The organism is Cupriavidus sp. BIC8F, from assembly GCF_032465815.1.
Taxonomy (GTDB): Bacteria; Pseudomonadota; Gammaproteobacteria; order Burkholderiales; family Burkholderiaceae; genus Cupriavidus; species Cupriavidus necator.
In genome coordinates this window covers 2,459,938-2,486,568 of the sequence record NZ_CP136095.1, presented here as the reverse complement: position 1 = coordinate 2,486,568, position 26,631 = coordinate 2,459,938, and the positions used below count along the sequence as shown (strand labels likewise).

The window sequence follows — 26,631 nt, the reverse complement described above, 5'->3', positions numbered from 1 at the left end:
GCAGTGGTCTCAGTCCAGCGTCGCGCCTGAATCCTTCACGACCTTTTGCCAGCGCGCCATTTCCGTGCTGAGGTAGGCGGCGTAGGCCTCCGGGGTCGATCCGCGCGGCTCCGCACCCTGCGCGGCCAGGCTCGCGCGCGTCTCGGGGTGGGCCAGCGCCTTGGTGGCGGCGGCATTGAGCTTGCGCACGATCTCGGCCGGTGTCCTGGCAGGCACCATCATGCCCTGCCAGGCGCCGACCTCGAAGCCCGGCTGCACGGTTTCGGCAAGGGTGGGCACGTCCGGCAACTGGGCGCTGCGCGTGGTGCTGGTGACGGCCAGTGCGCGCATGCGCTTGTCGCGGATGAAGGGCAGCGATGAATTGATGGTGTCGGCCATGAACTGCACCTGCCCGCTGGCCAGGTCGGTCAGTGCCGGCGCGCTGCCCTTGTAGGGCGCATGCACTGCCGACAGACCGTTGGCCTGCAGGAACATGAAGGCCGCCAGGTGCGTCACGTTGCCGTTGCCAGCCGAGCCGTAGGTGAGCTTGTCGGGGTTGGCCTTCAGGTACTGGATGAACTCTTTCAGGTTCTGTACCGGCAGCTGCGCGTTGACCTCCAGCACCAGCGGCACCATCGCCGTCAGCGCCACCGGGGCGAAATCGCGTTTCACGTCGTAGCTGAGCTTGCGGTAGAGCGCCGGGCTCAGCGCGATCGACGAGGTGTTGTACAGCACCGTATAGCCGTCGGCCGGCGCCTTGGCGACAATCTCCGCGCCGATATTGCCGTTGGCGCCGGGCCGGTTGTCGACCAGCACCTGCTGGCCGAGCGCCTCGCTCATGCGCCGTGCGATCACGCGCGACACCAGGTCGGTCGGGCCGCCCGGCGGGAACGGCACCACCATGCGGATCGGGTGCGACGGGTAGGCGGCATCGGCGGCCGCCGCCGGCTGCGCCAGCACCGCTGGCAATACGATGGCTGCCGCGGCAGCCAGTGTCGTGATGAAAGTCTTTGCCTTCATGTGCTTGTCTCCTCCGTCCATGCAGCCACGCGGCGGATGCCGCCATGGGTTCAGCGTCCCGCCAGCAACCGGCGCGCGGTGTAGGTCATGACCTGCTCACCGCGCTGGTTGAACACCTCGATGCGCGAATCCACCACGGCGCGGCCGCTGCGCGAGGTCGGGCGGATGCCGGTCACGGTTACGGTGGCGTGGATGGTGTCGCCCACTATCACGGGCGCGTGGATCTGTTGTGTCAGTTCCAGCATGGCCAGCCCGGTGCCCTGGATCATGGTTTGCAGGATGAAGCCCTCGATCAGCGTGTAGGTCAGCGCCGCCGGCACCGGCCGGCCCTGGATGGCGCCACCGTCATAGCCGGCTTCGATGAAGATGGCCTCGACCATGCCGGTCACGGAGATGAAATTGACCAGGTCGGTCTCGGTCACGGTGCGGGCGAAGGTGCGGAAGGCCTGGCCTTCCTGCAGGTCTTGCCAGTAGAAGCCCTGGCCGAGGCGGGGCAGCTCTGCATGCGTCATGGTGTCTCCTTGGCGGGCGCGCAGCGTGCGGCACCGCTTTGTTGCAATTGCGCGATCGCTTCTGCGGATAGTCCCGCCTGCGCCAGCACGCTCCCGGTGTGCTCGCCCAGCCGCGGCGGGATGCCCAGCGGCGCGCGCTGGCTGTCGAAGCGCACCGGCGCGCCGGGAAAACGCAACGTGCCCATGGCCGGGTCTTCGACGGTTTCGAAGAAGCCGGTGGCGGCCAGGTGCGGATCGGCCGGCAGGTCGTCGAGTTCATTGATGCGCGCCACCGGGATCTGCAGGCGTTCGCACAGCTCCACCCAGTGCGCAGTGGTCTGTCCCTGCACGACTTCGCCAGTGAGCTCGTACAGCGTCTCGATATGCCGCGTGCGTGCCGCGATATCGGCAAAGCGCGCATCGGCGGCCAGCTCGGGGCGCTCGGCGGCGTGGAAGAAGTCGCGCCAGTGAGCGTCGGTGTACGGCATCATGCAGACGTAGCCGTCGGCGCTGCGGTACGGGCGGCGCAGTGGCGCCAGCACGCGGGGGTAGCCGCTGGGGCCGCGCGGCGGCTCGAAATGCCGGCCGTAGAAGTGCTCGACCAGGTTGAAGGCGACCATGGATTCGAACATCGGCACTTCGACCAGCGTGCCGTGGCCGGTGCTGCCATCGGCATTGCGCCGCGCGCGCCCGGCCAGCGCCGCGCAGACCGACAGCGCTGCCACCAGCCCGCTGGTCTTGTCCGCGGCGATGGTGGGGAAGTAGCGGCTGTCGCCGGTTTGCGCCGCCATCAACGCGGCATTGCCGGACAGGCCCTGGATGATGTCGTCGTACGCCGGGCGGCCGCCATAGGGGCCATCCTCGGCAAAGCCGAGCAGGCTGACAAAGACCAGCTCCGGGTGGCGCGCCCGCACGTCATCGGGCGCCAGTCCCAGCGCGGCCAGCTTCTGCGGGCGCATGCTGTGCATCAGCACGTCGGCGCCGGCCAGCACGCGGTCCAGCGCGGCCTGGGCGGCCGGCTGCTTCAGGTCCAGCACCACGCTGCGCTTGCTGCGGTTCACGCCCAGGAAAATGGCCGCCATGCCGGGCTCGGTGGCGGGGCCGGTGCGGCGCGTGGAATCGCCCTCGGGCGGCTCGACCTTGATCACCTCGGCGCCAAGGTCGGCCAGCCACTGGCTGGCATACGGCCCCATCACCACCGTGGACAGGTCGACCACGCGGATGCCTGCAAGCGGCAGCATGTTGTCTCCGATCTTGTTGACTGTGGGGCACAGGGTAGATCAGCGAGCGAGGCTTGGTCTAATATTAGTTTTTTAGAAATCGATATTCAGAGGATATTAACGAGCCATGGACTTCCGCCAGCTGCAGCAGTTCGTCGCCCTGGCCGAGACGGGCAACTTCCACCGCGCCGCCGAACGCCTGCACATGGCGCAGCCGCCGCTTTCCATTTCCATCCGCAAGCTCGAGGACCAGCTCGGCACGGCGCTGTTCGCGCGCACCTCGCGCGGGGTGCGGCTGACGCAGGCGGGCGAGGCCGCGCTGCACGATGCGCGCCGTGCGCTGTTCCATGCACAGCAGGCACGTGCCGCGGCGATCGCCGCGGGGCAGGGCGAGCGCGGCGCCCTGCGCATCGGCTTTATCGGCTCGGCGACGTATGCGCTGCTGCCCAAGCTGATCCCGGCGTTCCGCGCGGCGCATCCCGGCATCGAGCTGATCCTGCATGAATCCACCACCGCCGCGATCCTGGACCGCCTGGAAAAGCACCAGATCGACGCCGGCCTGGTGCGCTTCCCGATCCTGAACACCGGCAACTATTCGCTGACGCCGCTGGAAAACGACGTCTTTGTCGCGGCAGTGCCGGCTGACAGCCCGCTGGCAAGCGCAGACGCCATCCCGCTGCGCGCGCTCGCGGACGAGCCCTTCATCATGTATCCGGCGGCGCAGGTGCCCAACCTGCACGCGGTGGCGATGCTGCTGTGCCAGCAGGCGGGCTTTGTGCCGCGCGTCACGCAGGAGGCGGTGCAGGTGCAGACCCAGGTCAGCCTGGTCGAGAGTGGGCTTGGCGTGGCCCTGGTACCGAGCGTGGCAGCCCGCTACGCCAACCGGCGCGTGCGCTTCCTGTCATTGTCCAGCCCGCGTCCGGCCGGGCGCATCGGCATTGCGCTGGCGGCGCGGCCCGATGACGGCGACCGCCAGGTGAAGCGCTTCCTGGCGGCGGCGCAGGCGGCGGTGAACTGATGGGCGGGCGGGTGGTGTAGCGTCTCAGGAGGCTCGCGTGCGCGGCTTGCGCGGCCGCGCAGGCGGCGTCACGCCGGCGCGCTCCAGGTTCACGCCCGGCAGCAGGTGCAGCAGCCGCACCAGTTCTGACTGCCGATGCGTGCCGGTCTTGCGCAGCGTGTCGCGGATATGCACGCGCACGGTGTGGGGCGAAAGAAATTCGCGCTCGGCAATTTCGTTGAGGGTTTCGCCGGCAGCCAGGCGGACCGCGATAATGCTTTCCTTGCGCGACAGCCCGAACAGCGAGGTCAGCACGCCGGCATCCAGCACCGAGCGCGATTCCGAGTTGCCGAACAGCATCATCGCGGCCGGCAGCTGCCACGGGCCCTCCACCGGCTGGCGCGACACCAGCGGCGTGACGATGATCGGCACCGGCTGTCCGCCGGAGGTGATGTGCATCCACGAGCCGGAGGCCGCTTCCGTGCCGCGGGCACGCATGGCGCCATCGAGCAGCTTGCGCAGCACCGCCTGCAGCGTGTCGCTGTGGGCGCGCAGCACGCCGCCCTGCAGCGACAGGTGGCCGTCGGCCTGCACCAGCGCCTCGGCCCAGCTGTTGGCATAGCGCACGCGCAGGTCCGCCTGCAGCACCATCACGCCGAAATCCAGCGTATCCAGCCCGGCCAGGCCCAGGCTGGCCAGCCCGCTCAGCTCGAAGTTGCGTTGCTGCATCCGTGCCGCGCGCACCCAGTGCGGCATCACGTGGGCCAGGCGCCGCTCGCGCTGGCCAGTGCTGATGCTGCCTGCGCTGGTGCCGCTCATCAGCACGCAAACCTCGGCGTTCTCAATCAGGCGGATGCCTTGTTCCAGTCCGCTGCAGGCCAGCGCAGCCGTGGCCGCATCCGCCATGCCGCCATCGTGCGAGGCCGCCAGCGCGGACGTGCCGTCGCAGGCCAGCGCGGGGGCGTCATTGGGCGTGCAGCAAGCGCCCGGATGGGGCAGGTCGAGCGGACCGGGCAGCCAGTCGGGCATGCTGACGCCACTGGTGAAGCAGCCGTGCGGGGTCACGCCAAGGCGGGCATGGCCGGCCAGCTTGTCCCAGATCAGGTAACGCGGGCTGCCTGTGCAGGTGTATCGGGAAAAGAGGTCGAGGGCGGCGGGCATGGCCGCAACGTCCAGTGCGGACTCGTAGATTGAGTCGACCAGGCGATGGAAGTCCTCGTCCGTAGTCGGGTGTTCGCCCATGTTCAGATCCCCCCGGTGGCAAACGCCTATTGCTCTGTGCCACGGCAAGTGGCTACATCTTTTTGTGTTATCGGTCCCGTTCTGGCGTTCTGTATCTGCACCGATACGGATGCTGCTGGCGGCGCGCATTTTCCCATCATGTCCGCCGTACCGCAATCATGCCAAACAATGTTGTTTGTTTTATCCCCCGTGTAGGGGGGGAAACACGGATTGCGCAGCGTAACTCCCCGCCAGGCCAGGCAGGGGCGTGATCATGCCGCGGCGCGAAGGTAATACGCTTGAGGAAAACTTCAAAATCTTCAACGCTGAAATTGTCCAGCGTTTCTCCCATGCCACAGCAGCGCTGGCTATTGTGGCGCAGGGTTCACGTCCTCCTTGCCCGCCAGTTGCGCGACCCCGCCATCCACCTGAATCGTCAGGCTCGGCGATGCCATGCGGATGCCGCTGGCGTCGAAATTGCGCTTGAGCCGCGCGTTGAAGGCGCGCGTGATCTCGGCCTGCATCAGCGGCCGGGTCTTGAACTGTGCCATCACCACCGGCCCGTTGGGGTCGAAACGGTCCAGCCCCAGGATGTCCAGCCCCGACATCAGGTTGCGCGCGTAGTGATGGTCGCGTGCCAGTTCGGCGCCGGTGGTGCGGATCAGCTCCAGCGCCTGGTCCAGGTCGCTCTGGTAGGTGATGCCGATGTTGAACACCGCGTAGGCATAGCCGCGCGACAGGTTCTTGACTGCCTTGATCTGGCTGTACGGCAGCGTGTGCAGCGCGCCGCGGCCGTCGCGCAGCCTGACCGTGCGGATGGTCATGGCTTCGACCACGCCGGCGTGGTCCGGCAGCTCGATCGAGTCGCCGATGGCGATGGAGTCCTCGACCACGATGAACAGCCCCGTGATCAGGTCCTGCACCAGGCTTTGCGCGCCGAAGCCGATGGCCAGGCCGACCACGCCCGCACCGGCCAGCAGCGGCGTCACGTTGACGCCCAGGTTGGCCAGCACCGCGATCACCGTGATCAGCAGCAGGCCGATGAGCGAGGCGTTGCGCACCAGCGGCAGGATGGTCTTGGCCCGCAGGCTGGGCTGCGCGCCGCGCCCGTGCGCCGGCGACAGTGATTGCATGATGGCGGTGTCGATCAGCAGCCAGACCAGCCATGCCAGCAGCACCGTGCTGGTGACGCTGAAGACCGTCTCGGTGAGATGGCGGCCCGCGGCGGACGACTCGGCCAGGCGCACCAGCGACGTGCCCCAGACGCGCATCACCATCTCAATGAAGACTGCCCAGATCAGCACGCGCACCAGTGCCAGCGCAAAGCGCCCGAAGCGCTGCAGGTAAGCCGAGCGGCGGCGGTCGCGGATGCGCGGCGCGCGTGCGGTGGCCTTGGGCGAGTGCCCCGCCACCATCGTCAGCAACAGCCCGGCGAGGAACAGCGCCACCGACGCCACCGTGCGGCGCAGGAACACATCCGCATGGCCGGTGGCCAGGATGGTGCCGACCACCGATGCCACCACCACCGCCAGCACCGGCAGGTGCCAGGCCTGGCCGGCCAGCCGCAGCAGGTCGGTCGCGGCCGGGTGGGCCTGGCGGAAGGCCAGCGGCCGCTGGCCGATCAGCTGGCCGATCTGCCGGCGGAAACACAGCGCGAACGCGCCGATGCCCAGGGCCGCGGCGATATTGGCCACGGTGGCCACCAGCGCGCACAGGTTGGTGCCGAGCACGGCGATCACGCGGCTGTCGGTGGCGCCGTCACCCAGTGCCGCCAGCGCCCCAGTGCAGAACAGCAGCCACGGTGAGTGCGCCAGCAGCTGCCGCACCGCCAGTTGCCGGTGCGCGCTGCGGAACAGCGTGAAGATGACCTGGCACACCGCTGCCGCGATCGCCCCCGCCACGATTGCATACGCTACCAGCACGGCGGCGACGCTGGCCGGCGATTGGGCAAATACGCGTTGGGCCAGCAGCAAGGTCAGCCCGAATGCCACCACCCAGGGCCCGATATGGCGCAGCATGAAGACGCCGACGTCGACCCACGATGGCAGCTCGGGCAGCTTGCCGCGCTCGGCGCGCGTGGGTTTGCGCGCGCGCCGGCGCCGGATGCGGTGGCCGATCTCCCACAAGACCCCGCCGCTCACCGCCCAGGCTGCCAGCACCAGCGCGAATTCACGCAGCGAGGCCAGCGTCGTGCGGGTGCCGTTGTGGGTGAGCGCAGCGTGCCACTCCTCGCCCGCGAAGCGCGTGCGCCAGCGCCAGAACTGCCACGGGCCGCGATCCTTGCGCAGATGGGTATCGACCTCGTCCAGCACTTCAGCGACGGCACCGATCAGGCCTGGCGCGGAGGCGCCGGCCGGGGCTGCCGCGGCGGAGGCGGGCGCGGCCCCGGAGGCACCCAGCCCCTGGCGCATGGTTTGCAGCTGGCCCACCAGGGCGCGCCGCTCGCCGTCGTTCTGCAGCGTGGCGATCACCTGGTCCAGCGACTGCGCCAGCGGCACGCTGGCGGCGGGTGCGCTGGCCGGCGCCGCGGGCTTCTCCGCCTTGCCCAGCAGTGCCGCGAGGGAGCCGGCCGGGGCGGCGTGCGCCGGGATGGCGCACAGCAGCGTCAACAGCGCGGCCAGCACGGCGAACGCACGCAGCACCGGCTGCAGTGCGGCATGCCAGCGGGGCGCAGGGGTGGGGGCGTGGTGTTCGGGTTTGTGCATGGTTCGTAGTCGGTTGCCGGTGCCGGGCGGCGCCGGAATGGCCGTCGATCGCGTCACTGTAGCGCATTGGTCGCGCCGGGTGCCGGAGCGCGCCGCAGGCACGCGCCATCCTCATTCGTCGCTTCGGACGATGCGTCGCAACGGCCGATCCACGAATCTCGAGCCCACTCCGGTACAGGCGATTCTTGCGCCTGCCGGCTTCATCAAACCGCGGGACCGCGCTGGATCCGGCCGGGCCAGAGACTAGAGACAAAGGAAAGACGATATGGAACTCAATGCATCGGTATCGGCAGTGGTGACGGGTGGCGCTTCGGGCCTGGGCGCGGCAACGGCACGTGCGCTGGCAGCGCAGGGCGTGCGTGTGGCGCTGTTCGACCTCAGCGTGGAAAAGGGTGAAGCGCTGGCGCGTGAACTGGGCGGCGTGTTCTGCCAGGTCAACGTCACCTCAGAGGCCGAGGTCGAGACCGGCTTTGCCAAGGCGCGCGCCGCCATCGGCCAGGAACGCATCCTGGTCAACTGCGCCGGCACGGGCAACGCCATCAAGACCGCCTCGCGTTCCAAGGAAGCGCCGGACCAGATCAAGCATTTCCCGACCGATGCCTTCGAGCGCATCATCCAGATCAACCTGATCGGCACCTTCCGCTGCATCGCACGCTCGGCCGCGGGCATGCTGACGCTGGACAGCGCCGGCGGCGAGCGCGGCGTGATCATCAATACCGCGTCGGTGGCGGCACAGGACGGCCAGATGGGCCAGGCCGCGTACTCGGCATCGAAGGCCGGCGTGGTCGGCATGACGCTGCCGATCGCGCGTGACCTGGCGGGTGAACGCATCCGCGTCAACACCATCCTGCCGGGCATCTTCAATACGCCGCTGCTGCAGGGCGCGGCAGAGAACGTCAAGGCCGCGCTGGCCGCTTCGGTGCCGTTCCCCAAGCGCCTGGGGCAGCCGGAAGAGTTTGCCTCGCTGGCCGTCGAGATGTGCCGCAACGGCTATTTCAACGGCGAGTCGGTGCGCCTGGACGGCGCCATCCGCATGGCGCCGCGCTGAGCGTAGCGCCAGCACATCGTCGTGTCCGGGCCCGCGCACCGCTGGTCCGGACACCATCAAAACCAGGAGACGCGGATGGACTTCAGCTATCTGACGACACTGCCCCACGCGGTACGCCACTTCGCGCGCCTGCGGCCCGAGGCGGTGGCGTATGCGTTCGAAGGCCGGCAGACCACCTATGCCGGGTTCGAGCGGAACACCAATCGCGTGGCACAGGCCCTGCTGGCTGAAGGCGCCGGGGTCGGCGAGCGCATTGGCTATATCGGCAAGAACAGCGACCATTATTTCGAGCTGCTGCTTGGCGCGTCCAAGATCGGCGCGGTGATGACGCCGGCCAGCTGGCGCCTGGCGCCGCCCGAGGTGGAGTTCATCCTCGGCCATTGCGATGCCGTGGTGCTCTTCGTCGGGGCGGAATCGGCAGCAATGGTCCGGAACCTGCTGCCCACGCTGCCGATGGTGCGCAAGGTGGTGGTGATGGAGCCGTGCGCCGAGCAAGGCGACTGGCAGTGCTACACCGACTGGCGCGACGCGCAGCCGGACACGCCGCCCGCGCACCAGCCCGCCGCGCATGACGTGCTGCTGCAGCTGTACACATCCGGCACCACCGGCCGGCCCAAGGGCGCGATGCTCACGCACCGCAACCTGACCATCGGCACCGAAGTCAGCGAGCGCGAGAACGTGCTCTGGTCGCACTGGGTCGCCGACGATGTTTCGCTGGTGGCGATGCCGGTGGCGCATATCGGCGGCTCCGGCTGGGGCCTGCGCAACCTGCTGTCCGGTGCCAAGGGCGTGGTCGCGCGCGAGTTCGATCCGCGCGCGGTGCTCGACTTTATCGAGAAGGAACGAATCAGCAAGCTGTTCCTGGTGCCGGCCGCGATGCAGATCGTGCTGCGCGACCCGCGCGCGCGCCAGGTGGACTACTCGCGCCTGAAGTACCTGCTGTACGGCGCCGCGCCGATTCCCGCGGCGCTGCTGCGCGAGGGCATCGAGGTGTTCGGCTGCGGCTTCGTGCAGCAGTACGGCATGACCGAGACCACCGGCACCATCGTGGCGCTGCCGCCCGAGGACCACACCACCGAGGAAGTGCCGCGCATGCGTGCCGCGGGCAAGCCGCTGCCTGGCGTGGAGATCAAGGTGGTCGACTATGAAGGCCGCCAGCTCGCGCCGGGCGAGGTCGGCGAGCTCGTGGTGCGCTCGCAGCACAACATGGCCGGCTACTGGAAGCAGCCCGAAGAGACCGCGCGCACCATCGACGCCGAAGGCTGGCTGCGCACCGGCGACGCGGGCTACATGGATGCCGAGGGCTACCTGTACATCCATGACCGCGTCAAGGACATGATCATCAGCGGCGGCGAGAACGTCTATCCGGCCGAGGTTGAAAGCGCGATCTACGGCCACCCGCAGGTGGCCGACGTGGCGGTGATCGGCGTGCCGGACGAGAAGTGGGGCGAGGCGGTCAAGGCCATCGTCGTGCTCAAGCCGGGGCAGGCGCCGGATCAGGCCGGCATCATCGCGTGGACGCGCCAGCGGCTGGCGGGCTTCAAGGTGCCCAAGAGCATCGAGTTTGTCGAGGCGCTGCCGCGCAACCCCTCGGGCAAGCTGCTGCGGCGCAAGCTGCGCGAGCCGTTCTGGGAAGGGATGAACCGGCGGGTGAACTGACGCCGGCAAGCAGCAAGCCAAAGCCCGCCGTCACTGGCGGGCTTTTGCTTTGGCGGGCAGGGAGCGGGGCGCCCGCTATAATCCGCGCAGGCACTGTGCCGCCTTACCACGTCACCCGCAATATTGCGCGACCACCCCCCAAGCCATGTCCAAGGACCCCGCGCAAGCCCGCCTGACCCGCCGCTATGTCGAAAAGCGCGAGGCCATCCTGGACGCCGCCGCGCGGCGCTTCAACCACCAGGGCGTACGGGGCACCACCTTGTCGGATGTCGCCGAGGACGTGGGCCTGAGCACCAACAGCATCACGTACTACTACCGCAAGAAGGAAGACCTGGTGGTGGCGTGCCTGCTGCGCGCCATCGGCGAGATGGTGGACATTGCCAGCGCGGCCCAGCATCAGCCGGCGCCGCGCGACCGGGTGGAGGCCTTCATCGCGCTGTTCTTCGAGCGCCTGGCGCGTACCGCCACCGGCGAGCGGCCTGAGCTGATGAGCTTTCGCGAGATCCGGGCGCTGCCGGACAGCCATGCCGATATCGCATTCGACGCCTACACGGACATGTTCCGCCGCATCCGCCAGCTGCTGCGCGAGCGCCCGCCGGCCGATCCGGCGCAGCGCAGTGCGCTGAGCGCGCGCGCCCACCTGCTGCTGTCGCTGGCGACCGGCGCGATGTCGTGGGTGGAGCGCTATGAGCCTGAGGACTATCCGAAGGTGGCGCAGACCGTGGTCGACGTGCTGCTGCACGGCATTGCCGCGCCGTCGGCCCGCTGGCATGCGCAGATGGACGTATCCGCGCTGCTGCCGGCGCCGGACAAGCCCGAGACAACGCAGGAGGCGTTCCTGCGCGCGGCGACCGAGCTGCTCAACGAGCAGGGCTATCGCGGCGCGTCGGCCGACCGCATCTCGGCGCGGCTGAACCTGACCAAAGGCGCGTTCTATCACCACAACGAGAACAAGGACGACCTGATCTCGGCCTGCGTCGACCGCATGTTCGCAGTGATCCGCAATACCCAGACGCTGGTGGAGAACGGCCCCGGCACCGGCTGGGACAAGCTGTGCGCGGTGTCGCGGGCGCTGGTGCAATACCAGTTCTCCAGCCAGGGGCCGCTGCTGCGCCTGACCATCTATGGCGCACTGCCCGAGGACATGCGCAAGGAGAAGATGCTGACCATGAGCCGGCTGTCGGCGCGGATCGTGCGCTTCATGGTGCTGGGCATGCAGGATGGCTCGATCCGGGCGCTGGACCAGTCCATTGCCGCGCTGCAGGTCAACGGCATGATCAATGCCGCGGTGGAGTTGTCCCGCTGGGTGCGTGACGCCCATGCGGACAACGCCGCTGACCTGTTCGTGCGGCCGTTGCTGATGGGGATCCTGTCGGAGCCCTGAGCGCTCAAGTGTAGAGGTGGCAGGCCACCATCTGGCCATCCGGCTGCGCCTGCAGCGCCGGGTCTTCGCTGCGGCAACGCGCCATCGCCACCGGGCAGCGCGTATGGAAGCGGCATCCCGACGGCGGATTCATCGGGCTTGGCACCTCGCCTTGCAGCACGATGCGCTTGCGGCTGCGCTCGCCTTCCACGCTGGCCACCGGCACCGCCGACAGCAGCGCCTGGGTGTAGGGATGGCGGGGGCGGGCGTAGAGCGCCTCGCGGCTTGCGATCTCGACGATGCGGCCCAGGTACATCACCGCGATGCGGTCGCTGATATGCCGCACCACGGCCAGGTCGTGCGCGATGAACAGGTAGGACAGGCCAAGACGCCGCTGCAGCGACATCAGCACGTTGACCACCTGCGCCTGGATCGACACGTCGAGCGCCGACACCGGCTCATCGCAGACGATGACGCTGGGCCCGAGCGCCAGCGCGCGGGCGATGCCGATGCGCTGGCGCTGCCCGCCGGAGAACTCGTGCGGGTAGCGGTCCGCCATATAGGGCAGCAGCCCGACCATGTCCAGCAACTCCGCCACGCGCGCGCGGCGGGCGCTACGCCCGCCGGGGAAGTCATGCACCTCCAGCGGTTCGCTGATGATGTCGCTGACCTTCATGCGCGGGTTCAGGGAGCCGAAGGGGTCCTGGTAGACCATCTGCACGCTGCGGCGGAATTGCTTCTCCTGCGCCCGCGTGAAGCTGGCCAGGTCGTCGCCGCGGAAGGCGATGCGTCCGGCGCTGGCGGCCAGCATCTTGAGGATGGCAAGCCCCGTGGTGGACTTGCCGCAGCCGCTTTCGCCGACCAGGCCCAGGGTCTCGCCCCGGCGCAGCGTGAATGACACACCGTCGACCGCCCTGACCGAGCCCACCTGGCGCTTGAGCAGCACGCCGCGCGTGACCGGGAAATGCACCTTGAGGTCGTCGACGCGCAGGATCTCATCGCCACTCTGCACGTCGGCCCGCGCGTCACGCTGCACGCCAGCCTGCACACCGCCGTTGCCAGTTGCCGGCTCCGCTATCGCTTCAATGGAGTTCATGGAGGAAACACGCCTTGAAATGTTGGTCGGAGAGCTGCCGCGTTGCCGCGTCCGGCACGCCGTGCAACGGCGGCCGGGCGCTGCGGCACTGGTCGATCGCCTGCTTGCAGCGCGGCAGGAAGGCGCAGCCCGGGCCCAGCGCCGTCAGGTCGGGCGGCTGGCCTTCGATGGGAACCAGCGGCTCCCGGGTGTCGCCGTCAATGCGCGGCACGGAGGCCATCAGCCCGCGCGTGTAGGGGTGGGCGGGCTGCCGGTACAGGGCCTCGGCGGAGGCGGTCTCCACCAGCCTGCCGCCGTACATCACGGCAACCCGGTCGGCATAGCGCGCCACCACGCCCAGGTCATGCGTGATCAGGATCAGCGCCGTGCCCATGCGCTCGGCCAGGTCCTTCAGCAGGTCCAGGATCTGGGCCTGCACGGTGACGTCGAGCGCGGTGGTGGGCTCGTCGGCGATGATCAGCCGCGGCTCGCAGGCCAGCGCCATGGCAATCATCGCGCGCTGCCGCATGCCGCCTGAGAACTGGTGCGGATAGGCTGAAAGCCGGCTCTGGGGCTCGGGGATCTGGACCTTGCCGAGCAGCTCGCCGGCCATCCCCAGCGCGGTCTTCCAGGGCAGGCCGCGATGCAGGTGGATGGGCTCGGCAATCTGCTTGCCGATGGTCAGCGCCGGGTTCATCGACGACATCGGCTCCTGGAAGATCATCGCGATCCGGTTGCCGCGGATGGCGCGCATGCCGCGGGGGGCGAGCCTGAGCAAGTCCTGGCCCTCGAACACGATCTCGCCGGCGTCGATCGAACCGCCCGGGGCGGGGATCAGGCCCAGTATCGACAGGGCCGTCACGCTCTTGCCCGAGCCGGATTCGCCGACGATGGCCAGGGTCTCGCCCGGGGCCACGTCGAACGAGACCTGGTCGACGGCGGTCACCACGCCGCGATCGGTGCGAAAGCGCGTGGTGAGGTCCCTGACCTGCAGGATGGGCTGCGTCATGCATGTCTCCTCGGGTGGCGCGGCTCAGAAGCCAAGCTTTTTCTTCATGTCCTGGTCGATCCACATGCGTGCATAGATCGGCCCGGGCCGCACCGCGCCCGCGCGCAGCTCGCCGCCGTAGTTGCGTACCCACGGCCACCAGGCGGTGTACATGTAGGGCGTGGGCAGCCAGATATAGGGCGCCTCGGCCAGGATGTCGCGCGTGAGCCCGCGCAGCGCTTCCTGCCGCTTGCCGAGATCGCGCAGCTCGAAGGCGGCTTCGACCCGCCTGGTGTAAGCGTCGTTGCCCCACTGCGCGGCGTTCCATACCTGTCCCGGCACGAAGCTCTTGCGGATCGTGGTGGTGGGATTGGTATGGCCGTTGGCCATCATGTAGCCGGGCGCATTGGTCCGGGTCGTCATCGCGGACAGGAACGCGCCATACTCCATCGGCTGGATTTCGATGCGCACGTTGACCTGTTCCAGGTATGCCGCGATCAGCGGCAGCAGCTCCATATGGTCCGGCGCGCATGCGCACACCTGCACCTTGAACTTGAAGCCCTTGGGGTAGCCGGCCTCGGCCAGCAGCTTGCGGGCCTTGTCGGGGTTGTAGGTGAAGAGCTCCTTCACGTTCTCCGGCATGGCGCTGAGCGGCTCGAAGTAGCCCACATAGTCCGGGTGCTGCGGATAGGCAAACAGCTCCGCATTGCCGCCATAGTACTGCTTGACGATCTCCTGCTTGTTGACCGCCATGTTGAGCGCGCGGCGCACGCGGATGTCGTTGAAGGGCTTGGTGTCCACGCGCATGGCCAGGTACTGCCCGGTGAAGGACAGCCAGCGCGACCACTGCAGCTGCGGCGCGCTCTTCTTCAGCTCTTCCACCGAGGTCCAGCGTATGCCTTCCATGACGTCGAGCTTGCCCGTGCGCAGCATGGTGTTGCGCGTGGCTTCGTCCTTGATGGTGCGCAGCACCATCTTGTCGACGAAGGGCAGCTTGAAATCCTTGCCGCCCACCTTCTCGGTATCCCAGTACAAGGCGTTGCGGGTGTAGGTGCTGGCGTTGCCCTGCACGAACTGGGTCAGCTGGAACGGGCCGCTGCCATTGACGTGCTTCCAGTTGCCGGCGCCGGCGGTGGCCACCTCCTTCGGCATGATGCCGGAGTAGTAGCCCCAGCCGAAGCGGTAGTCCCACTCGGCGTTGTACTTGCTGAAGCGGAACAGCACCGTATGCTTGTCCTTCGCTTCCACCTTGGCAAGGTGGTCGAAATAGGTGGGGATCTTCTTCGCGCTTTCGGCCTGGCGCGTGTAGCTGAAGACCACGTCGTCCGCCACCAGCTCCCGCTCTTCCATCACGCCGGGCTTGGCAGGAAACCTGACGCCCTTGCGCAGCCTGACTTCCAGCGTCTGCGGATCGAGCCACTTCCAGCTTTCGGCCAGTTCGCCGCGGATGGCGTCCTCGGGCAGCCACGCGTCGGCCTGGAAGCTGTACTTGCCGCCGAGGCGCCTGGACTTGGACAGGTCGGCCACGAACAGCTGCTCGTAGACCTGGCCGGTGTCGTAGTTCTGCTTCCAGTTCCAGTCGGCCAGGTCCCATGACAGCGCCGAGATGGTCGGGTAGACCGAGCCGATCTCCAGCGTGCCGCCGTACTTGGGCGCGTCGCTCTGCGCGCCCGCCGTGGCTGCGCACAATGCGAGCGCCACACCCGCCAACATCGAGGATGCCTGTGTGTTCAAACCGAAGCCCTCCGTGGTCGACTGCCGTTGGCCCGGCGGCATGGCCGCGCGGGAAATCCGTGCCCCGCCGCGCCAGCGCGGCAGGGGGCTGCAATTCGGGCAGGCGCTAGCGCGTGCCGCGCATGCGTGGGTCCAGCAGGTCACGCAGGGCGTCGCCGTAGATATTGATCGCGTAGACCACGATGGTGAGGCAGATGCCCGGCGCCAGCGCCAGCCAGGGACCCTGGAACATGAAGGTGCGCCCGTCGCCGGACAGCATGCCGCCCCACGTGGGCGCGGGCGGCGGCACGCCCAGGCCCAGGAAGGACAGGCCGGATTCCGCCAGGATTGCCGTGCCGACCCGGGTGGTGAACAGCACGATCACCGGGGGCAGCACATTGGGCAGGATATGGCGCCACAGGATGCGCGTCGTTGACGCGCCCATCGACTGCGCGGCGTGGACATACATGTTCTCGCGCACCGAGACCACCGTACTGCGCACGATGCGCGAGCCGCCGATGCCAAGCAGCAGCCCCAGCGTGCAGACGATCTGCCAGCTGCCCGGGCCCAGCACCGAGACCACTACGATCAGGATCACCAGGTCCGGGAAGCTCATCCAGGCATCGACCATGCGCTGCACGATCAGGTCCAGCTTGCCGCCGAGGTAGCCGGTCAGGATGCCGAGCAGCACCGAGATCGCCGTGGCGAGCGTGGCTGCGCTCATGCCGATCACCACCGACAGCTGCGCGCCGTACAGGCAGCGCGACAGTATGTCGCGGCCAAGGTTGTCGGTGCCGAACGGATGCGCCCAGGAGGGCGCCTGCAGCCTTTGCAGCATGTTGATCTCGTTCATGCCGTACGGCGCCAGCAGGTCGGCAAACACGCCGCAGAACAGGAAGATGGCGCAGATGACGGCGCCGGCGGCGCCCAGCGGCTTGTCACGGAACAGCCGGCCGAGCAGCCCGCGGCCGGGCACGGCGCGCCGGACCGGTGCGGCAGCTGGGGCGGCGGGATTGGGGTGCAGGGCGGGCTTGGCCATCAGCGGTGCCTCACTTTCGGATCGAACAGCCCGTAGCTCAGGTCGACGAGCAGGTTGATCAGCATCACCGCGACACCCACCACCAGGAACACGCCGGTGATGACCGGATAGTCGCGCTGGTGCACGGCGTCGAGCAGCAGCAGGCCCATGCCGGGCAGCGCGAAGATCTGCTCGATGATGACCGCGCCGCCGATCAGCAGCGGCGCCTGCAGCCCGATCAGCGTCACCACCGGGATCAGCGCATTGCGCAGGGCGTGGCGCAGTACCACCAGGCGCTCGCTCAGGCCCTTGGCCCAGGCGGTGCGGATATAGTCCTGGCGCAGCACCTCGAGCATCATGGTGCGTGTCATGCGCATGGTGATGGCGGACAGCGCCATGCCCAGCACGATGGCGGGAATCAGCATGTTGCGCACATGCTGCACCGGGTCTTCATGGAAGGGCACGTAGCGGGCCTCGGGCGACCAGCCCCACCAGACCGAGGGGAACACCATCACCATGGTGCCGAGCCAGAAGCTGGGGATGGCCAGCATCAGGATGGAGAACGAGCGCGCAATGTAGTCGGCGGCGCTGTCCTGGCGGATGGCCGACAGCACGCCGATCGGCAGCGCTACCGACAGCGCCACCACCAGCGCGATCACGCCCAGCGAGAAGGTGGCAGGGATGCGCGCGGTCACCATCGACAGCACCGGCTCGCCCTGCCACAGGGACTGGCCCAGGTCGCCGCGCAGCACGATGCCGCCGACCCAGTGCACATACTGCTGCCACATCGGGCGGTCCATGCCGAGGGCGCGGATCAGGTCTTCGCGGGTACGGGTATCGGCGCTGATGTCGTTCTGGCTCAGCATCAGGTCGACCACATCGCCGGGCACCATGCGCACGATGGTGAAGACGATCAGGCTGGCGAACAAGAGCGTGGGGACCAGCGCCAGCAGCCGGCGCAGCACGTAGGCGCTCATCGCAGCCCTGCCTTGGCGCGGCTAGCCGAAACGGAAGATACCGGCAACACGAATCTGCATGATGCTTGGTACATGTCGTCTCCTGTCTCCCGACCCCTTTATATCCGCCAGCACAGGATTCTGCTGCTGAGTGGGAGTGATTTTTGGTATTTCGCCGGTGGCGAAACACCGTTGCGGGTGGTCTTGCGAGGCCGTCACCCCAGCATACTGATCGTTCGAAACGAAAACAACCCGATTGCTGCGCGCAAAGGCTAGTGGTTTTCCATGGCCTCGCGGCGGTGTGCGGGACGTGCGCCGGCACGCGCACGCCGGGCTCGGCTGCGCGTTGCCTGCGCCAGCGCGCGCGACGGCTAGTAGCCGCGCAACGTCGCCCAGCGCTGCAACTGGACGTTGGCATCGCCGAGCAGGTCCTCGGCGGTGCGTGCCCGCTTCATGAAGAAGCCGATCTCCAGCGCGTCGGTCATGCCGATGCCGCCATGCATCTGCACGCCCTCCTGCACGGCCAGGGTCGCGCTGGTGCCAGCGCGCGCCTTGGCCACGCAGACCAGGCCGGCGGCGTCGTCCGTGCCGGCATCGAGCCGCTGCTGGCACTGCAGCACCGCGGCACGGGTGATCTCGATCTCGGTGAACAGGTGCGCGGCGCGGTGCTGTAGCGCCTGGTACTCGCCGATGATGCGGCCGAACTGACGGCGCTCCTTCAGGTAGGCAAGCGTGCGGTCGAAGGTCTCGTCGGCAATGCCGAGCAGTTCGGACGCCAGCACGGCGCGGCCGATGTCCAGCACGCGCTCCAGCATGGCGGCACCATCGCCAGGGGTGCCCAGCACCGCGGCGGCCGGCAAGCGGACCTCGCGCAGGGTCACCCGCGCCGCATTGGTGGCGTCGGCCAAGACCGTGCGCTCGATCGAAAGGCCGGTGCTGCCGGCCGGCACCAGGAAGAGCGTGATGCCGTCGCGGTCGTCGGGCGCGCCGGCGGTGCGCGCCGCCACGATCAGGGTGTCGGCAACGTGGCCATCGACGACAAAAACCTTGTCGCCATCGAGGCGGAAGCCGTCGCCGTCGGCGCTTGCGCGCAGGGCATGGCGCGTGGGCCGGTGCCTGGCGCTCTCTTCCAGTGCCAGCGTGGTCAGGTGCTGGCCGGCGGCGATGGCGGGCAGCATCGCCGTGCGCTGCGCATTGCTGCCGTAGTGGGTGAGCAGCGCCGCTCCCAGCACGGCGGTGGACAGGAATGGCGAGGGCGCCAGCGTGCGCCCGATCGCTTCCATGATGACGCCGGCCTCCACCACGCCCAGGCCGCTGCCGCCATATTGCTCGGGCACCAACACGCCGGCGAAGCCGAGGTCAGCGAACTGCTGCCACAAGGGGCGGGAGAAGCCGGTCTCGTCGCGGGTGTCGCGCAGCGTGCGCAGCGCGGAGATCGGGGCGGATTCGCGCAGGAAGGTCAGGGCGCTGTCGCGCAGCATTTCCTGCGTCTGGTTCAGTACGATGGGCATGGGCGGACTCGTGTCTGGGTACGGGGCAGCGGGGGAAGCGCGCGGGGCCGGGCTCAGGCGCCAGGCAGGCCGAGCAGGCGCTTGGCGACGATATTGAGCTGGACCTCGCTGGTGCCGCCCTCGATCGAGTTCGCCTTGCTGCGCAGCCACGCGCGTGCCAGCGCGCCCTGCTGGCTGCGCTCGCTTTCCCATTCCAGCGCGTCGCTGCCGCTGATCGACATCAGCAGCTCGTAGCGGCGCTTGTTCAGTTCCGCACCGTAGTACTTGAGCACCGACGAGAACGCCGCGATACCCTCGCCCTGGCGGGCCAGGTCGCGCACCCGCTCGCCGGCCGCGGCAAAGGCGGCCTCGTCGATCTCGAACTGCGCGATGTGCGCGCGCAGCATCGGCTCGTCGAGCCGGCCGGCGGCGTCCAGCCCGATGGCCTTTGCCGCATGCGCGCCAAGCGGCTGGCGCATGCCGCGGCTGCCGATGGCGCTGATCATCTCGCGCTCGTGGGTGAGCAGGTACTTGGCAATCTCCCAGCCGCCGTTGAGTTCGCCGACCAGTTGTGCGCGCGGCACCGCGACGTCGTCGAAGAAAGTCTCGCAGAAGGGGGACTTGCCGGAGATCAGCAGGATGGGCCGGGTTGTCACACCCGGCGTTTCCATGTCGAACAGCAGGAAGCTGATGCCGGTGTGCTTCTGCGCCGCAGCATCGGTGCGCACCAGGCAGAAGATCCAGTCGGCCTGGTCGGCATAGGACGTCCACACCTTCTGGCCGTTGACCAGGAAATGATCGCCGCGGTCCTCGGCGCGGGTCTGCAGCGCAGCCAGGTCGGAACCGGCGTTGGGCTCGGAGTAGCCCTGGCACCAGCGGATCTCGCCGCGGGCGATGCGGGGCAGGTGCTCGCGCTTCTGGGCTTCGGTGCCGTAGCGGAGCAGGGCGGGGCCAAGCATGGAGATGCCGAAGCTCTGCAGCGGTGCGCGGCAGCCGAGCCGGGCCATTTCCTCGCGCAGCACCTTGGCCTGCTCGCGCGCCAGGCCGGCGCCGCCGTATTCCGCGGGCCATTCGGGCACGGTCCATCCCTTGTCGGCCATGCGGCCAAGCCACTGGCGCTGGGCCTCGGACTGGAAGCGGAACCTGCGCCCGCCCCAGCAGATGTCATCTTCGTTGCGCACCGGTTGCCGCATCTCGGCCGGGCAATTCTGCTCCAGCCAGGCGCGCGCCTGCTGCCGGAAGGTCTCCAACTCGTCCACGCGTGTCTCCATTTTTCTCGGGGGTCTGTCGCTGAACGCCTCTTTCTCTGGCGCGCTGCCGGTGAGGTCGCCCGCACCTGGCTGGTCCGTTCTGTGGCGGACCAGCCAGGCGGCGTATCCCGTTATACAAGTCGCACCTGGCAGCGTCAATACTCAATTACCTAAAACGGATGCCGAGGCGCCATGGCCAAGTGTGCCATGGCCCGCATCGCAGAACCATGGAGCAGGTCACAATTCCTGTATGAGCAAGAAATATCCGAGAAATTGCCGGGCGAATTGGGGCAAGTGCCCATCGGCAGGGCGCTCAGGCATTGAGGCGTTTCCTGTGATAGCATCCTTTCAAAACATACCGCTATCACTAAAATGGCGGAAAACACAGGGAGACTGAGCCGTGCCCGTCGTCATGCCTTCGCTCGGCGAGCGAACTGTTTCGTATCCCGGTGCCCGCGCGCCGGACTGCGTGCGCTGGCTGGAATCGGGCGGCACAGGTCCCGGCGCATGACAGGCGCACGGACCCCCGAGCGGGTAGCCGGCCCCGACGAGGGACCTGACCTGAGCGCGCATGAACAGGCTGAGCGGTGCTATCTCCAGCATGTCGACCAGCATCTGCCGCGCAACGCCCGTGCGTACCTGGCGCACGGCATGCTGGGCATGACCGGGTTCCGGCTGGTGACCGCGCCCACCTTCGTGCCGGCCTACCTGTACCTGCTGTCCGGCTCCAAGCTGACCGTCGGCATCGTGCTGTCGGCGCAGTACGCGGGCATGGCGGCGTCGTCGATCTGGGGTGCCACGCTGATCGAGCACCGCCCGCGCGTGATGCCGCTGATCTACCTGGTGGGCTGGCTGGTGCGCGCGCAGATCCTGGGGCTGGCGCTGTCGGCGCTGTGGCTGTCGGGCGAGGCGGCGCTGGTTGCGGCGGGCATCTTCCTGCTGCTGTTCGGGCTGCTCAACGGCGTGCAGAACGTCAGCTTCAACTACCTGACCTCCAAGATCATCCCGCTGGCGCGCCGCGGCCGGCTGACCGCGCTGCGCAATTTCTGCGGCGGGCTCACGGCGGCCGCGGTGGCGTGGCTGGGCGGGCGCTACCTGGTGGGCAACCAGGTGCTGGGCAACGGCTATGCCGCCACCTTCCTGGCGGCCTTCGTGCTGACCAGCATCGGCATTTCAGCGCTCACGCAGATGCGCGAGCCGACCCTGCACGACGTGCGCCTGCCGGCGGGCTTCCTGCGCCGCCTGGCCGAGGTGCCGGCGCTGCTGCGCGCGGACCGCGATTTCGTGCGCTTCTTCGTGGCGCGTGCGCTGGTGGCGTTCGGCATGATGGCGATGCCGTTCTATGCGATCTATGCCGGCACGCATATCGACCTGTCCGGCGCGGTGCTGGGCTACATGAGCCTGTCCTACCTGCTGGCGCAGACCACCAGCAGCCTGGCCTGGGGCCGCATCGCCGACCGCCACGGCTACCGGCTGGTGTTCCTGGCCAGCATCGCGCTGTGGGTGGCGGCAACGCTGCTGCTCTTGTGCGGCGCCACGCTGCCGGGCTTCCTGCTGGCCTTCTGTGGGCTGGGGGCCGCCTTTGGCGGCTTCTTCATCTCCGCGGACAACCTCGTCATGGAGTTCGGCACCCGCAAGGACCGGCCCATGCTGCTGGCGGTGTCCGACACCGCCACCTATGCAATGATGGCCATCGGCCCGGTCTGCGGCGGCCTGCTGGCCCAGGGCGTGCGCTTCTGGGTGGTGTTTGCGCTGGCCATCCTGGTCAAGTGCGCCGCCTTCGTGCTGGCCCTGCGCATTGTCGACCCGCGCCGGCGCAGGGCGGCGCTTGAGCATCCGCCGGGCCTGCACGGGCACCTCACACCGATTCAATCCAGGAGAACCGATCCATGACCGCCATCAACGCCGTGACCGACCTCACGGTGGACGCCGACATCGCCGTCCTGACCCTCGACTCGCCCCCCGTCAATGCATTGTCCGCTGCCGTGCGCAGCGGCATCCGCGACGGCATGGCGCGCGCACTTGCCGACGATGCCGTCACGGCCGTGGTGCTGATCTGCGCCGGCAAGACCTTTGTCGCGGGCGCGGACATCACCGAGTTTGGCAAGCCGCCGGCGGGCCCGTCGCTGGCAGAGGTGCAGGCCATGATCGAGGACGCGCCCAAGCCGGTGGTGGCCGCCATCCACGGCACCGCGCTCGGCGGCGGGCTGGAGCTGGCGCTGGTGTGCCATTACCGCATCGCCACGCGCTCGGCAAAGTGCGGGCTGCCGGAAGTCAATCTCGGCCTGCTGCCGGGGGCGGGCGGCACCCAGCGGCTGCCGCGTATCGTGGGCCCGGAAATGGCGCTGGAGATGGTCACGTCGGGCGCGCATGTGGCGGCCAGCGCCGCGGCGGAGATGGGTCTGGTCGACCTGCTGACCGACGACGCCTCGTTGCGCGCCGACGCGGTGGCGTTCGCGCGCAAGGTGGTGGCCGAGAAGCGGCCGCTGCGCAAGGTGCGCGAATCCGATGACAAGGTGGCAGCCGCGCGCGGCAAGCCGGAACTGTTCGCGGCCTTCCGCAAGGCCAACGCGCGCCGCATTCGCGGCTTCGATGCGCCCGAATTCAATATCCGCTGCATCGAGGCGGCGGTGGAGCTGCCATTCGAAGCCGGCCTGAAGCGCGAGCGCGAACTGTTCACCGAGCTGCTCAACGGCACGCAGTCGGCGGCCCAGCGCTATTACTTCTTTGCCTCGCGCCAGGTATGGAACGTGCCGGATGTGGGAGCCGACACGCCCGCGCTTGCGGTCAAGCGCATCGGCATCGTCGGCGCCGGCACCATGGGCGGCGGCATCGCCATGAATTTCCTCAACGCCGGCTACCCCGTGACCATCGTCGAGACCTCGCAGCAGGCGCTGGACCGCGGCCTGAAGACGATCCGGGGCAACTACGAAAATACCGCGCGCAAGGGACGCCTGAGCGCGGCCGATGTCGAGGCGCGAATGGCGCTGCTCACGCCCACGCTGGACCTGCAGCGGCTTGCCGATGCCGACCTGATCATCGAGGCCGTGTTCGAGAACATGGAGGTCAAGCAAGAGCTGTTCGGCAAGCTGGATCGGATCGCCAGGTCGGGTGCCATCCTGGCCACCAATACCTCGGCGCTGGACGTGAACGTGATCGCGGCCTCGACCTCGCGCCCGGAGGCGGTCATCGGCCTGCATTTCTTCTCGCCCGCCAACGTGATGAAGCTGCTGGAAGTGGTGCGCGGCGACAAGACGGCAAAGCCGGTGATCCGCACCGCGATGGAACTCGCGCGCAAGATCGGCAAGGTCGCGGCGCTGGTCGGGGTGTGCCCGGGTTTTGTCGGCAACCGCATGCTGGCCCAGCGCCAGCGCGAAGCCCAGAAGCTGGTGCTGGACGGGGCGCTGCCGTGGGACGTGGACCGCGTGCTGTACGACTTCGGCTTTCCGATGGGCCCCTTCGCCATGAGCGATCTCGCCGGGCTTGACCTCGGCTGGGTGCGCGAGAAGTCCAGCGGCTCGACGCTGCGCGAGGTACTGTGCGAGATGGACCGCCGCGGGCAGAAGGCCGGCGCCGGCTACTACGACTACGACGAACAGCGCAACGCGAAGCCGTCGCCGGTGGTCGAGCAGGTCATTCGCGACTTCGCCGCGAAACAGGGCAGGACCGGCCGCGCGGTGTCGGAGCAGGAGATCCTGGAGCGCTGCATCTATCCGATGATCAACGAAGGCGCGAAGATCCTGCAGGAAGGCAAGGCGATCCGCGCCTCGGACATCGACGTGATCTGGGTGAACGGCTATGGCTGGCCGGTGTATCGCGGCGGCCCGATGTGCTATGCCGACACCATCGGCCTGGACCAGGTGCTGGCGGCGATGCGGCGCTACGAGGCGCTTTATGGCGCGGACTTCGCGCCGGCGCCGCTGCTGGAGGAACTGGTGGCGCGGGGCCGCGGGTTTGCGGACCTCAAATAGAGGGCACCGGGGGGAGTCCCCCGGCGCGGCGGGCGAACTCAGTCGGCCTGGATGCCGAACTCCTTGACCACCTTGGTGTAGCGGGCCGTGTCGGCTGCGATCAGCTTCGACAGCACCGCGGGCTCGCCGCCCGAAGGCGTGACCGCGATGGTGGCCATGCGCGCCACCACGTCGGGCATCTTCAGGATCTCATTGACGTGCGTGTTGAGCGTGCGCACCAGGTCGGCCGGCATGCCCTTGGGCCCGAGCAGGGCCTGCCAGGCGCCGATCTCCACATCCTTGTAGCCCAGCTCGGCCAGCGTCGGCACGTTGGGCGCGAACGGCGAGCGCTTCTGGTCCGCCACCGCCAGCGGCACCAGGCTGCCGTTGCCGACATACTGCGAGATCGCGCCGTAGGTGATGTAGGTCACCGGCACCTGCCCGCCGATCACGTCGACGATGGCGGGGGCCAGGCCGCGGTAGGGCACCTGGCTGATCTTGATGCCGGCAGACTTGTTGAACAGTTCGCCCATGATGTGCATCGGCGAGCCATTGCCGGGCGTGGCATAGGTTTCCACCTTGCCGGCCTTGGCGCGCGCCACCAGGTCGCTGACCTTGGTGATGCCGGTGCCCTTGTTGACGACCACGAACAGCGACTGCGTGCCGATCTGGCTGATCGGCGTGAAGTCGTGCTGCACGTCGTAGCTGGCGCCGGCGCCAGCCTTGAGCACCAGCGGCGCGATGGCGACGGTGTTGGGGGCCAGCAGCAGGGTGTAGCCGTCCGGGTTGGCGCGCGCCACGTAGGCGCTGCCGATGGTGCCGGCGGCGCCGGTGCGGTTTTCCACCACCACCGACTGCTTCAGGCGCGGGGCGAGCTTTTCGGCGAACATGCGCGCCAGCACGTCGACGTCGCCGCCGGCCGGGTAGGCCACAACGATGGTGATGGGCTTGTTCGGGTACGCACCCTGGGCCAGGGCGGTGCCGCCGGTGGCAGCGACCAGGGCGGTCGCGGCGGCCAGCGTGGCGAGTACTTTGCGGCGTACGGACTTCATGATGTTCAGACCTCTGTAAGACGTGGCGCCCGGACGGGCCGGGGCCAATGGCTGTGTTGGCGTCCGGCGCGTTGCATGCGCCGGACGGTACCGCCGGGGGGCGCGGAGGAAATCAGAAAACGTGCTTGATGCCGATCATCGAGCCCCACTGGTTCTCGCCCGGGCGCGGGTTCGAGCCAGGCGAGCCGCCGCTGACCGACATGGCCAGCTGGCCGCCGTTGTTGATAAAGCCGGCGGTGGCGTACACCGAGGTGCGCTTGCTGAAGCTGTACATCGCGCGCAGCGTATAGAGCATGGCCTGGTTGTCGCTGCCGTGGTAGTTCAGGAAGTAAACCTGGCCCGCCAGGTTGACCGCGGGGGTGATGTCGTAGGACGCGCCGGCGTAGTACAGGTCGCTGATCGGCGTGCGGCTGCCCTCGTTGTCGCGGCGGATCCAGCCGGCGCCGATCTTGGCGCGCTGGAACAGCATGTAGCCGCCCAGCGACAGGCGGTCGTCGGTCAGGTTGCTGTTGGTCAGGCCGCCGAAGGCGCCCGGGCCGCCGCGCTGCGAGTCATACGCGGCGGTCACACCCCAGGTCTTGTTGTCGTAGCCGAGCATGGCCGACCACTCGCGGCACGCCTTCTTGTCGGCGGCGTTCTCGCCGGCGCAGTTGGTGCCCGAGGGGCTGGGGCCGGCGTTGACCGCGTCGCGCCCGAAGCTGTAGGTGGCGCCCACCACGAAGCCGCTGAAGTTGGCCTTGTACGACACCGCATTGTCGGCGCGCGTGTTCGGCAGATAGCTGTCGAGCGAGCCCGAGCCGTACACGTTGGGCCCCAGGATATCGCTGTCGAGCGTGGCCCAGAACAGCATGGTGTACTGGCGGCCGAACGACAGCTGCCCGTACTGGTTGGTCAGCCCGACCAGCGCCTGGCGCCCGAACAGTCGACCGCCCTGGTTGGAGGTGCCCGAATCCGGCGAGAAGCCCGACTCCAGCACGAAGATGCTCTTCAGGCCGCCGCCCAGGTCTTCGGTGCCGCGGATGCCCCAGCGCGAGGGCACGGTGGCGGTCAGGTTGGGCATGCGCACCAGGCCGTTGCCGTTGGCGCCGACATTGCTCACATACTCGACGCCCGTGTCGATGACCCCGTACAGGGTGACCGAGGATTGTGCCGAGGCCAGCAGGGGGAAAGCCGCGGCCAGGCCTGCGGCGATTCGTGCAAGTTTCATCTACCAGTTTCCTTCCGTTTTCCGTTTTGTCGTCTTGTCGTCCGCTGCCACTGCGGATGGCGGCTGCGAATGTTGTTTCGGTCTCTTTTGTGTTTTATATATGAAACATCAAACAACATAAGAAACGTCAGGCAAAATATAGCTGCGAGTCTCCACAAGATGTGAGGAGGGTTATCCCTAGTGAGGCGGCGCCACGACGGCTAACGCCGGCTGTGCGCGCAGGTTTTCG

20 protein-coding genes are annotated in these 26,631 nt (G+C 68.3%); 6 read left to right on the top strand and 14 right to left on the bottom strand.

What is annotated here, in order from left to right:
* Positions 1-9 precede the first annotated feature (9 nt).
* The 3 genes from RS901_RS31505 to RS901_RS31495 are packed head-to-tail and all read right to left on the bottom strand — an operon-like array spanning position 10 to position 2,731.
* Entirely contained in the window at positions 10-999 is a 990-nt protein-coding gene (locus RS901_RS31505) for a tripartite tricarboxylate transporter substrate binding protein (protein WP_316154495.1), read from the bottom strand.
* A gap of 50 nt (positions 1,000-1,049) precedes the next feature.
* Positions 1,050-1,511 (bottom strand): MaoC family dehydratase, encoded by a 462-nt coding sequence (locus tag RS901_RS31500; protein WP_316154493.1) that lies wholly within the window; start codon positions 1,509-1,511, stop codon positions 1,050-1,052.
* Positions 1,508-2,731, bottom strand: coding sequence for a CoA transferase (locus RS901_RS31495; protein WP_316154491.1), 1,224 nt, complete (start codon positions 2,729-2,731; stop codon positions 1,508-1,510). Before RS901_RS31495 ends, RS901_RS31500 begins: the two co-directional genes overlap by 4 nt.
* A gap of 106 nt (positions 2,732-2,837) precedes the next feature.
* Here RS901_RS31495 and RS901_RS31490 point away from each other — a divergent pair, with 106 nt between their 5' ends.
* Positions 2,838-3,728 (top strand): LysR family transcriptional regulator, encoded by an 891-nt coding sequence (locus tag RS901_RS31490; RefSeq protein WP_316154489.1) that lies wholly within the window; start codon positions 2,838-2,840, stop codon positions 3,726-3,728.
* Positions 3,729-3,752: 24 nt separating this feature from the next.
* Here RS901_RS31490 and RS901_RS31485 read toward each other — a convergent pair whose 3' ends face one another.
* Positions 3,753-4,949 (bottom strand): helix-turn-helix transcriptional regulator, encoded by a 1,197-nt coding sequence (locus RS901_RS31485; protein WP_316154487.1) that lies wholly within the window; start codon positions 4,947-4,949, stop codon positions 3,753-3,755.
* A 347-nt stretch (positions 4,950-5,296) separates the two neighbouring features.
* Positions 5,297-7,633, bottom strand: coding sequence for a mechanosensitive ion channel family protein (locus tag RS901_RS31480; protein ID WP_316154485.1), 2,337 nt, complete (start codon positions 7,631-7,633; stop codon positions 5,297-5,299).
* Between the two features lie 265 nt (positions 7,634-7,898).
* Between RS901_RS31480 and RS901_RS31475 the strand changes: the two genes are divergently transcribed.
* The 3 genes from RS901_RS31475 to RS901_RS31465 all read left to right on the top strand — a co-directional run bounded on the left by RS901_RS31475 (position 7,899) and on the right by RS901_RS31465 (position 11,724).
* Positions 7,899-8,681 (top strand): SDR family NAD(P)-dependent oxidoreductase, encoded by a 783-nt coding sequence (locus RS901_RS31475; protein ID WP_316154483.1) that lies wholly within the window; start codon positions 7,899-7,901, stop codon positions 8,679-8,681.
* Positions 8,682-8,756: 75 nt separating this feature from the next.
* The gene (locus tag RS901_RS31470) at positions 8,757-10,340 is read left to right on the top strand and encodes a fatty acid--CoA ligase (protein WP_316154481.1); all 1,584 of its coding nucleotides are present in this window, start codon (positions 8,757-8,759) and stop codon (positions 10,338-10,340) included.
* A gap of 145 nt (positions 10,341-10,485) precedes the next feature.
* Positions 10,486-11,724: a TetR/AcrR family transcriptional regulator gene (locus RS901_RS31465; protein WP_316154479.1), complete on the top strand. Its 1,239-nt coding sequence runs from the start codon at positions 10,486-10,488 to the stop codon at positions 11,722-11,724.
* A gap of 4 nt (positions 11,725-11,728) precedes the next feature.
* On the opposite strand, the gene RS901_RS31460 is transcribed toward RS901_RS31465, so the two are convergent.
* The 7 genes from RS901_RS31460 to RS901_RS31430 all read right to left on the bottom strand — a co-directional run bounded on the left by RS901_RS31460 (position 11,729) and on the right by RS901_RS31430 (position 20,202).
* On the bottom strand, positions 11,729-12,799 hold the full coding sequence (locus tag RS901_RS31460; RefSeq protein WP_316154477.1) for a dipeptide ABC transporter ATP-binding protein: 1,071 nt from the start codon (positions 12,797-12,799) through the stop codon (positions 11,729-11,731).
* Positions 12,786-13,787: an ABC transporter ATP-binding protein gene (locus RS901_RS31455; RefSeq protein WP_316154475.1), complete on the bottom strand. Its 1,002-nt coding sequence runs from the start codon at positions 13,785-13,787 to the stop codon at positions 12,786-12,788. The genes RS901_RS31460 and RS901_RS31455 overlap by 14 nt, the downstream gene beginning before the upstream one ends.
* Positions 13,788-13,811: 24 nt before the next feature.
* On the bottom strand, positions 13,812-15,479 hold the full coding sequence (locus RS901_RS31450; protein ID WP_316157335.1) for an ABC transporter substrate-binding protein: 1,668 nt from the start codon (positions 15,477-15,479) through the stop codon (positions 13,812-13,814).
* Between the two features lie 127 nt (positions 15,480-15,606).
* Entirely contained in the window at positions 15,607-16,518 is a 912-nt protein-coding gene (locus RS901_RS31445; protein WP_316154473.1) for an ABC transporter permease, read from the bottom strand.
* The gene (locus tag RS901_RS31440) at positions 16,518-17,474 is read right to left on the bottom strand and encodes an ABC transporter permease (RefSeq protein ID WP_316154471.1); all 957 of its coding nucleotides are present in this window, start codon (positions 17,472-17,474) and stop codon (positions 16,518-16,520) included. Before RS901_RS31440 ends, RS901_RS31445 begins: the two co-directional genes overlap by 1 nt.
* Before the next feature lie 350 nt (positions 17,475-17,824).
* Positions 17,825-18,964, bottom strand: coding sequence for an acyl-CoA dehydrogenase family protein (locus tag RS901_RS31435; RefSeq protein WP_316154469.1), 1,140 nt, complete (start codon positions 18,962-18,964; stop codon positions 17,825-17,827).
* 53 nt (positions 18,965-19,017) lie between these two features.
* Positions 19,018-20,202, bottom strand: coding sequence for an acyl-CoA dehydrogenase family protein (locus tag RS901_RS31430; RefSeq protein WP_316154467.1), 1,185 nt, complete (start codon positions 20,200-20,202; stop codon positions 19,018-19,020).
* A gap of 498 nt (positions 20,203-20,700) precedes the next feature.
* On the opposite strand from RS901_RS31430, the gene RS901_RS31425 reads away from it, so the two are divergent.
* Both RS901_RS31425 and RS901_RS31420 read left to right on the top strand, forming a co-directional pair.
* Positions 20,701-22,086 (top strand): MFS transporter, encoded by a 1,386-nt coding sequence (locus RS901_RS31425; protein ID WP_316154465.1) that lies wholly within the window; start codon positions 20,701-20,703, stop codon positions 22,084-22,086.
* Positions 22,083-24,164: a 3-hydroxyacyl-CoA dehydrogenase NAD-binding domain-containing protein gene (locus tag RS901_RS31420; protein ID WP_316154463.1), complete on the top strand. Its 2,082-nt coding sequence runs from the start codon at positions 22,083-22,085 to the stop codon at positions 24,162-24,164. Before RS901_RS31425 ends, RS901_RS31420 begins: the two co-directional genes overlap by 4 nt.
* 38 nt (positions 24,165-24,202) lie before the next feature.
* Here RS901_RS31420 and RS901_RS31415 read toward each other — a convergent pair whose 3' ends face one another.
* Positions 24,203-25,195: a Bug family tripartite tricarboxylate transporter substrate binding protein gene (locus RS901_RS31415; RefSeq protein WP_013952358.1), complete on the bottom strand. Its 993-nt coding sequence runs from the start codon at positions 25,193-25,195 to the stop codon at positions 24,203-24,205.
* A 112-nt stretch (positions 25,196-25,307) separates the two neighbouring features.
* Positions 25,308-26,402 (bottom strand): porin, encoded by a 1,095-nt coding sequence (locus RS901_RS31410; protein WP_316154460.1) that lies wholly within the window; start codon positions 26,400-26,402, stop codon positions 25,308-25,310.
* Positions 26,403-26,631 lie beyond the last annotated feature (229 nt).

What these genes read in the sequence shown, in the direction of transcription:
- RS901_RS31505 (WP_316154495.1), bottom strand. Translation starts at nt 999, where the DNA reads ATGAAGGCAAAGACTTTCATCACGACACTGGCTGCCGCGGCAGCCATC.
- RS901_RS31500 (WP_316154493.1), bottom strand. Translation starts at nt 1,511, where the DNA reads ATGACGCATGCAGAGCTGCCCCGCCTCGGCCAGGGCTTCTACTGGCAA.
- RS901_RS31495 (WP_316154491.1), bottom strand. Translation starts at nt 2,731, where the DNA reads ATGCTGCCGCTTGCAGGCATCCGCGTGGTCGACCTGTCCACGGTGGTG.
- RS901_RS31490 (WP_316154489.1), top strand. Translation starts at nt 2,838, where the DNA reads ATGGACTTCCGCCAGCTGCAGCAGTTCGTCGCCCTGGCCGAGACGGGC.
- RS901_RS31485 (WP_316154487.1), bottom strand. Translation starts at nt 4,949, where the DNA reads ATGGGCGAACACCCGACTACGGACGAGGACTTCCATCGCCTGGTCGAC.
- RS901_RS31480 (WP_316154485.1), bottom strand. Translation starts at nt 7,633, where the DNA reads ATGCACAAACCCGAACACCACGCCCCCACCCCTGCGCCCCGCTGGCAT.
- RS901_RS31475 (WP_316154483.1), top strand. Translation starts at nt 7,899, where the DNA reads ATGGAACTCAATGCATCGGTATCGGCAGTGGTGACGGGTGGCGCTTCG.
- RS901_RS31470 (WP_316154481.1), top strand. Translation starts at nt 8,757, where the DNA reads ATGGACTTCAGCTATCTGACGACACTGCCCCACGCGGTACGCCACTTC.
- RS901_RS31465 (WP_316154479.1), top strand. Translation starts at nt 10,486, where the DNA reads ATGTCCAAGGACCCCGCGCAAGCCCGCCTGACCCGCCGCTATGTCGAA.
- RS901_RS31460 (WP_316154477.1), bottom strand. Translation starts at nt 12,799, where the DNA reads ATGAACTCCATTGAAGCGATAGCGGAGCCGGCAACTGGCAACGGCGGT.
- RS901_RS31455 (WP_316154475.1), bottom strand. Translation starts at nt 13,787, where the DNA reads ATGACGCAGCCCATCCTGCAGGTCAGGGACCTCACCACGCGCTTTCGC.
- RS901_RS31450 (WP_316157335.1), bottom strand. Translation starts at nt 15,479, where the DNA reads ATGTTGGCGGGTGTGGCGCTCGCATTGTGCGCAGCCACGGCGGGCGCG.
- RS901_RS31445 (WP_316154473.1), bottom strand. Translation starts at nt 16,518, where the DNA reads ATGGCCAAGCCCGCCCTGCACCCCAATCCCGCCGCCCCAGCTGCCGCA.
- RS901_RS31440 (WP_316154471.1), bottom strand. Translation starts at nt 17,474, where the DNA reads ATGAGCGCCTACGTGCTGCGCCGGCTGCTGGCGCTGGTCCCCACGCTC.
- RS901_RS31435 (WP_316154469.1), bottom strand. Translation starts at nt 18,964, where the DNA reads ATGCCCATCGTACTGAACCAGACGCAGGAAATGCTGCGCGACAGCGCC.
- RS901_RS31425 (WP_316154465.1), top strand. Translation starts at nt 20,701, where the DNA reads ATGACAGGCGCACGGACCCCCGAGCGGGTAGCCGGCCCCGACGAGGGA.
- RS901_RS31420 (WP_316154463.1), top strand. Translation starts at nt 22,083, where the DNA reads ATGACCGCCATCAACGCCGTGACCGACCTCACGGTGGACGCCGACATC.
- RS901_RS31415 (WP_013952358.1), bottom strand. Translation starts at nt 25,195, where the DNA reads ATGAAGTCCGTACGCCGCAAAGTACTCGCCACGCTGGCCGCCGCGACC.
- RS901_RS31410 (WP_316154460.1), bottom strand. Translation starts at nt 26,402, where the DNA reads ATGAAACTTGCACGAATCGCCGCAGGCCTGGCCGCGGCTTTCCCCCTG.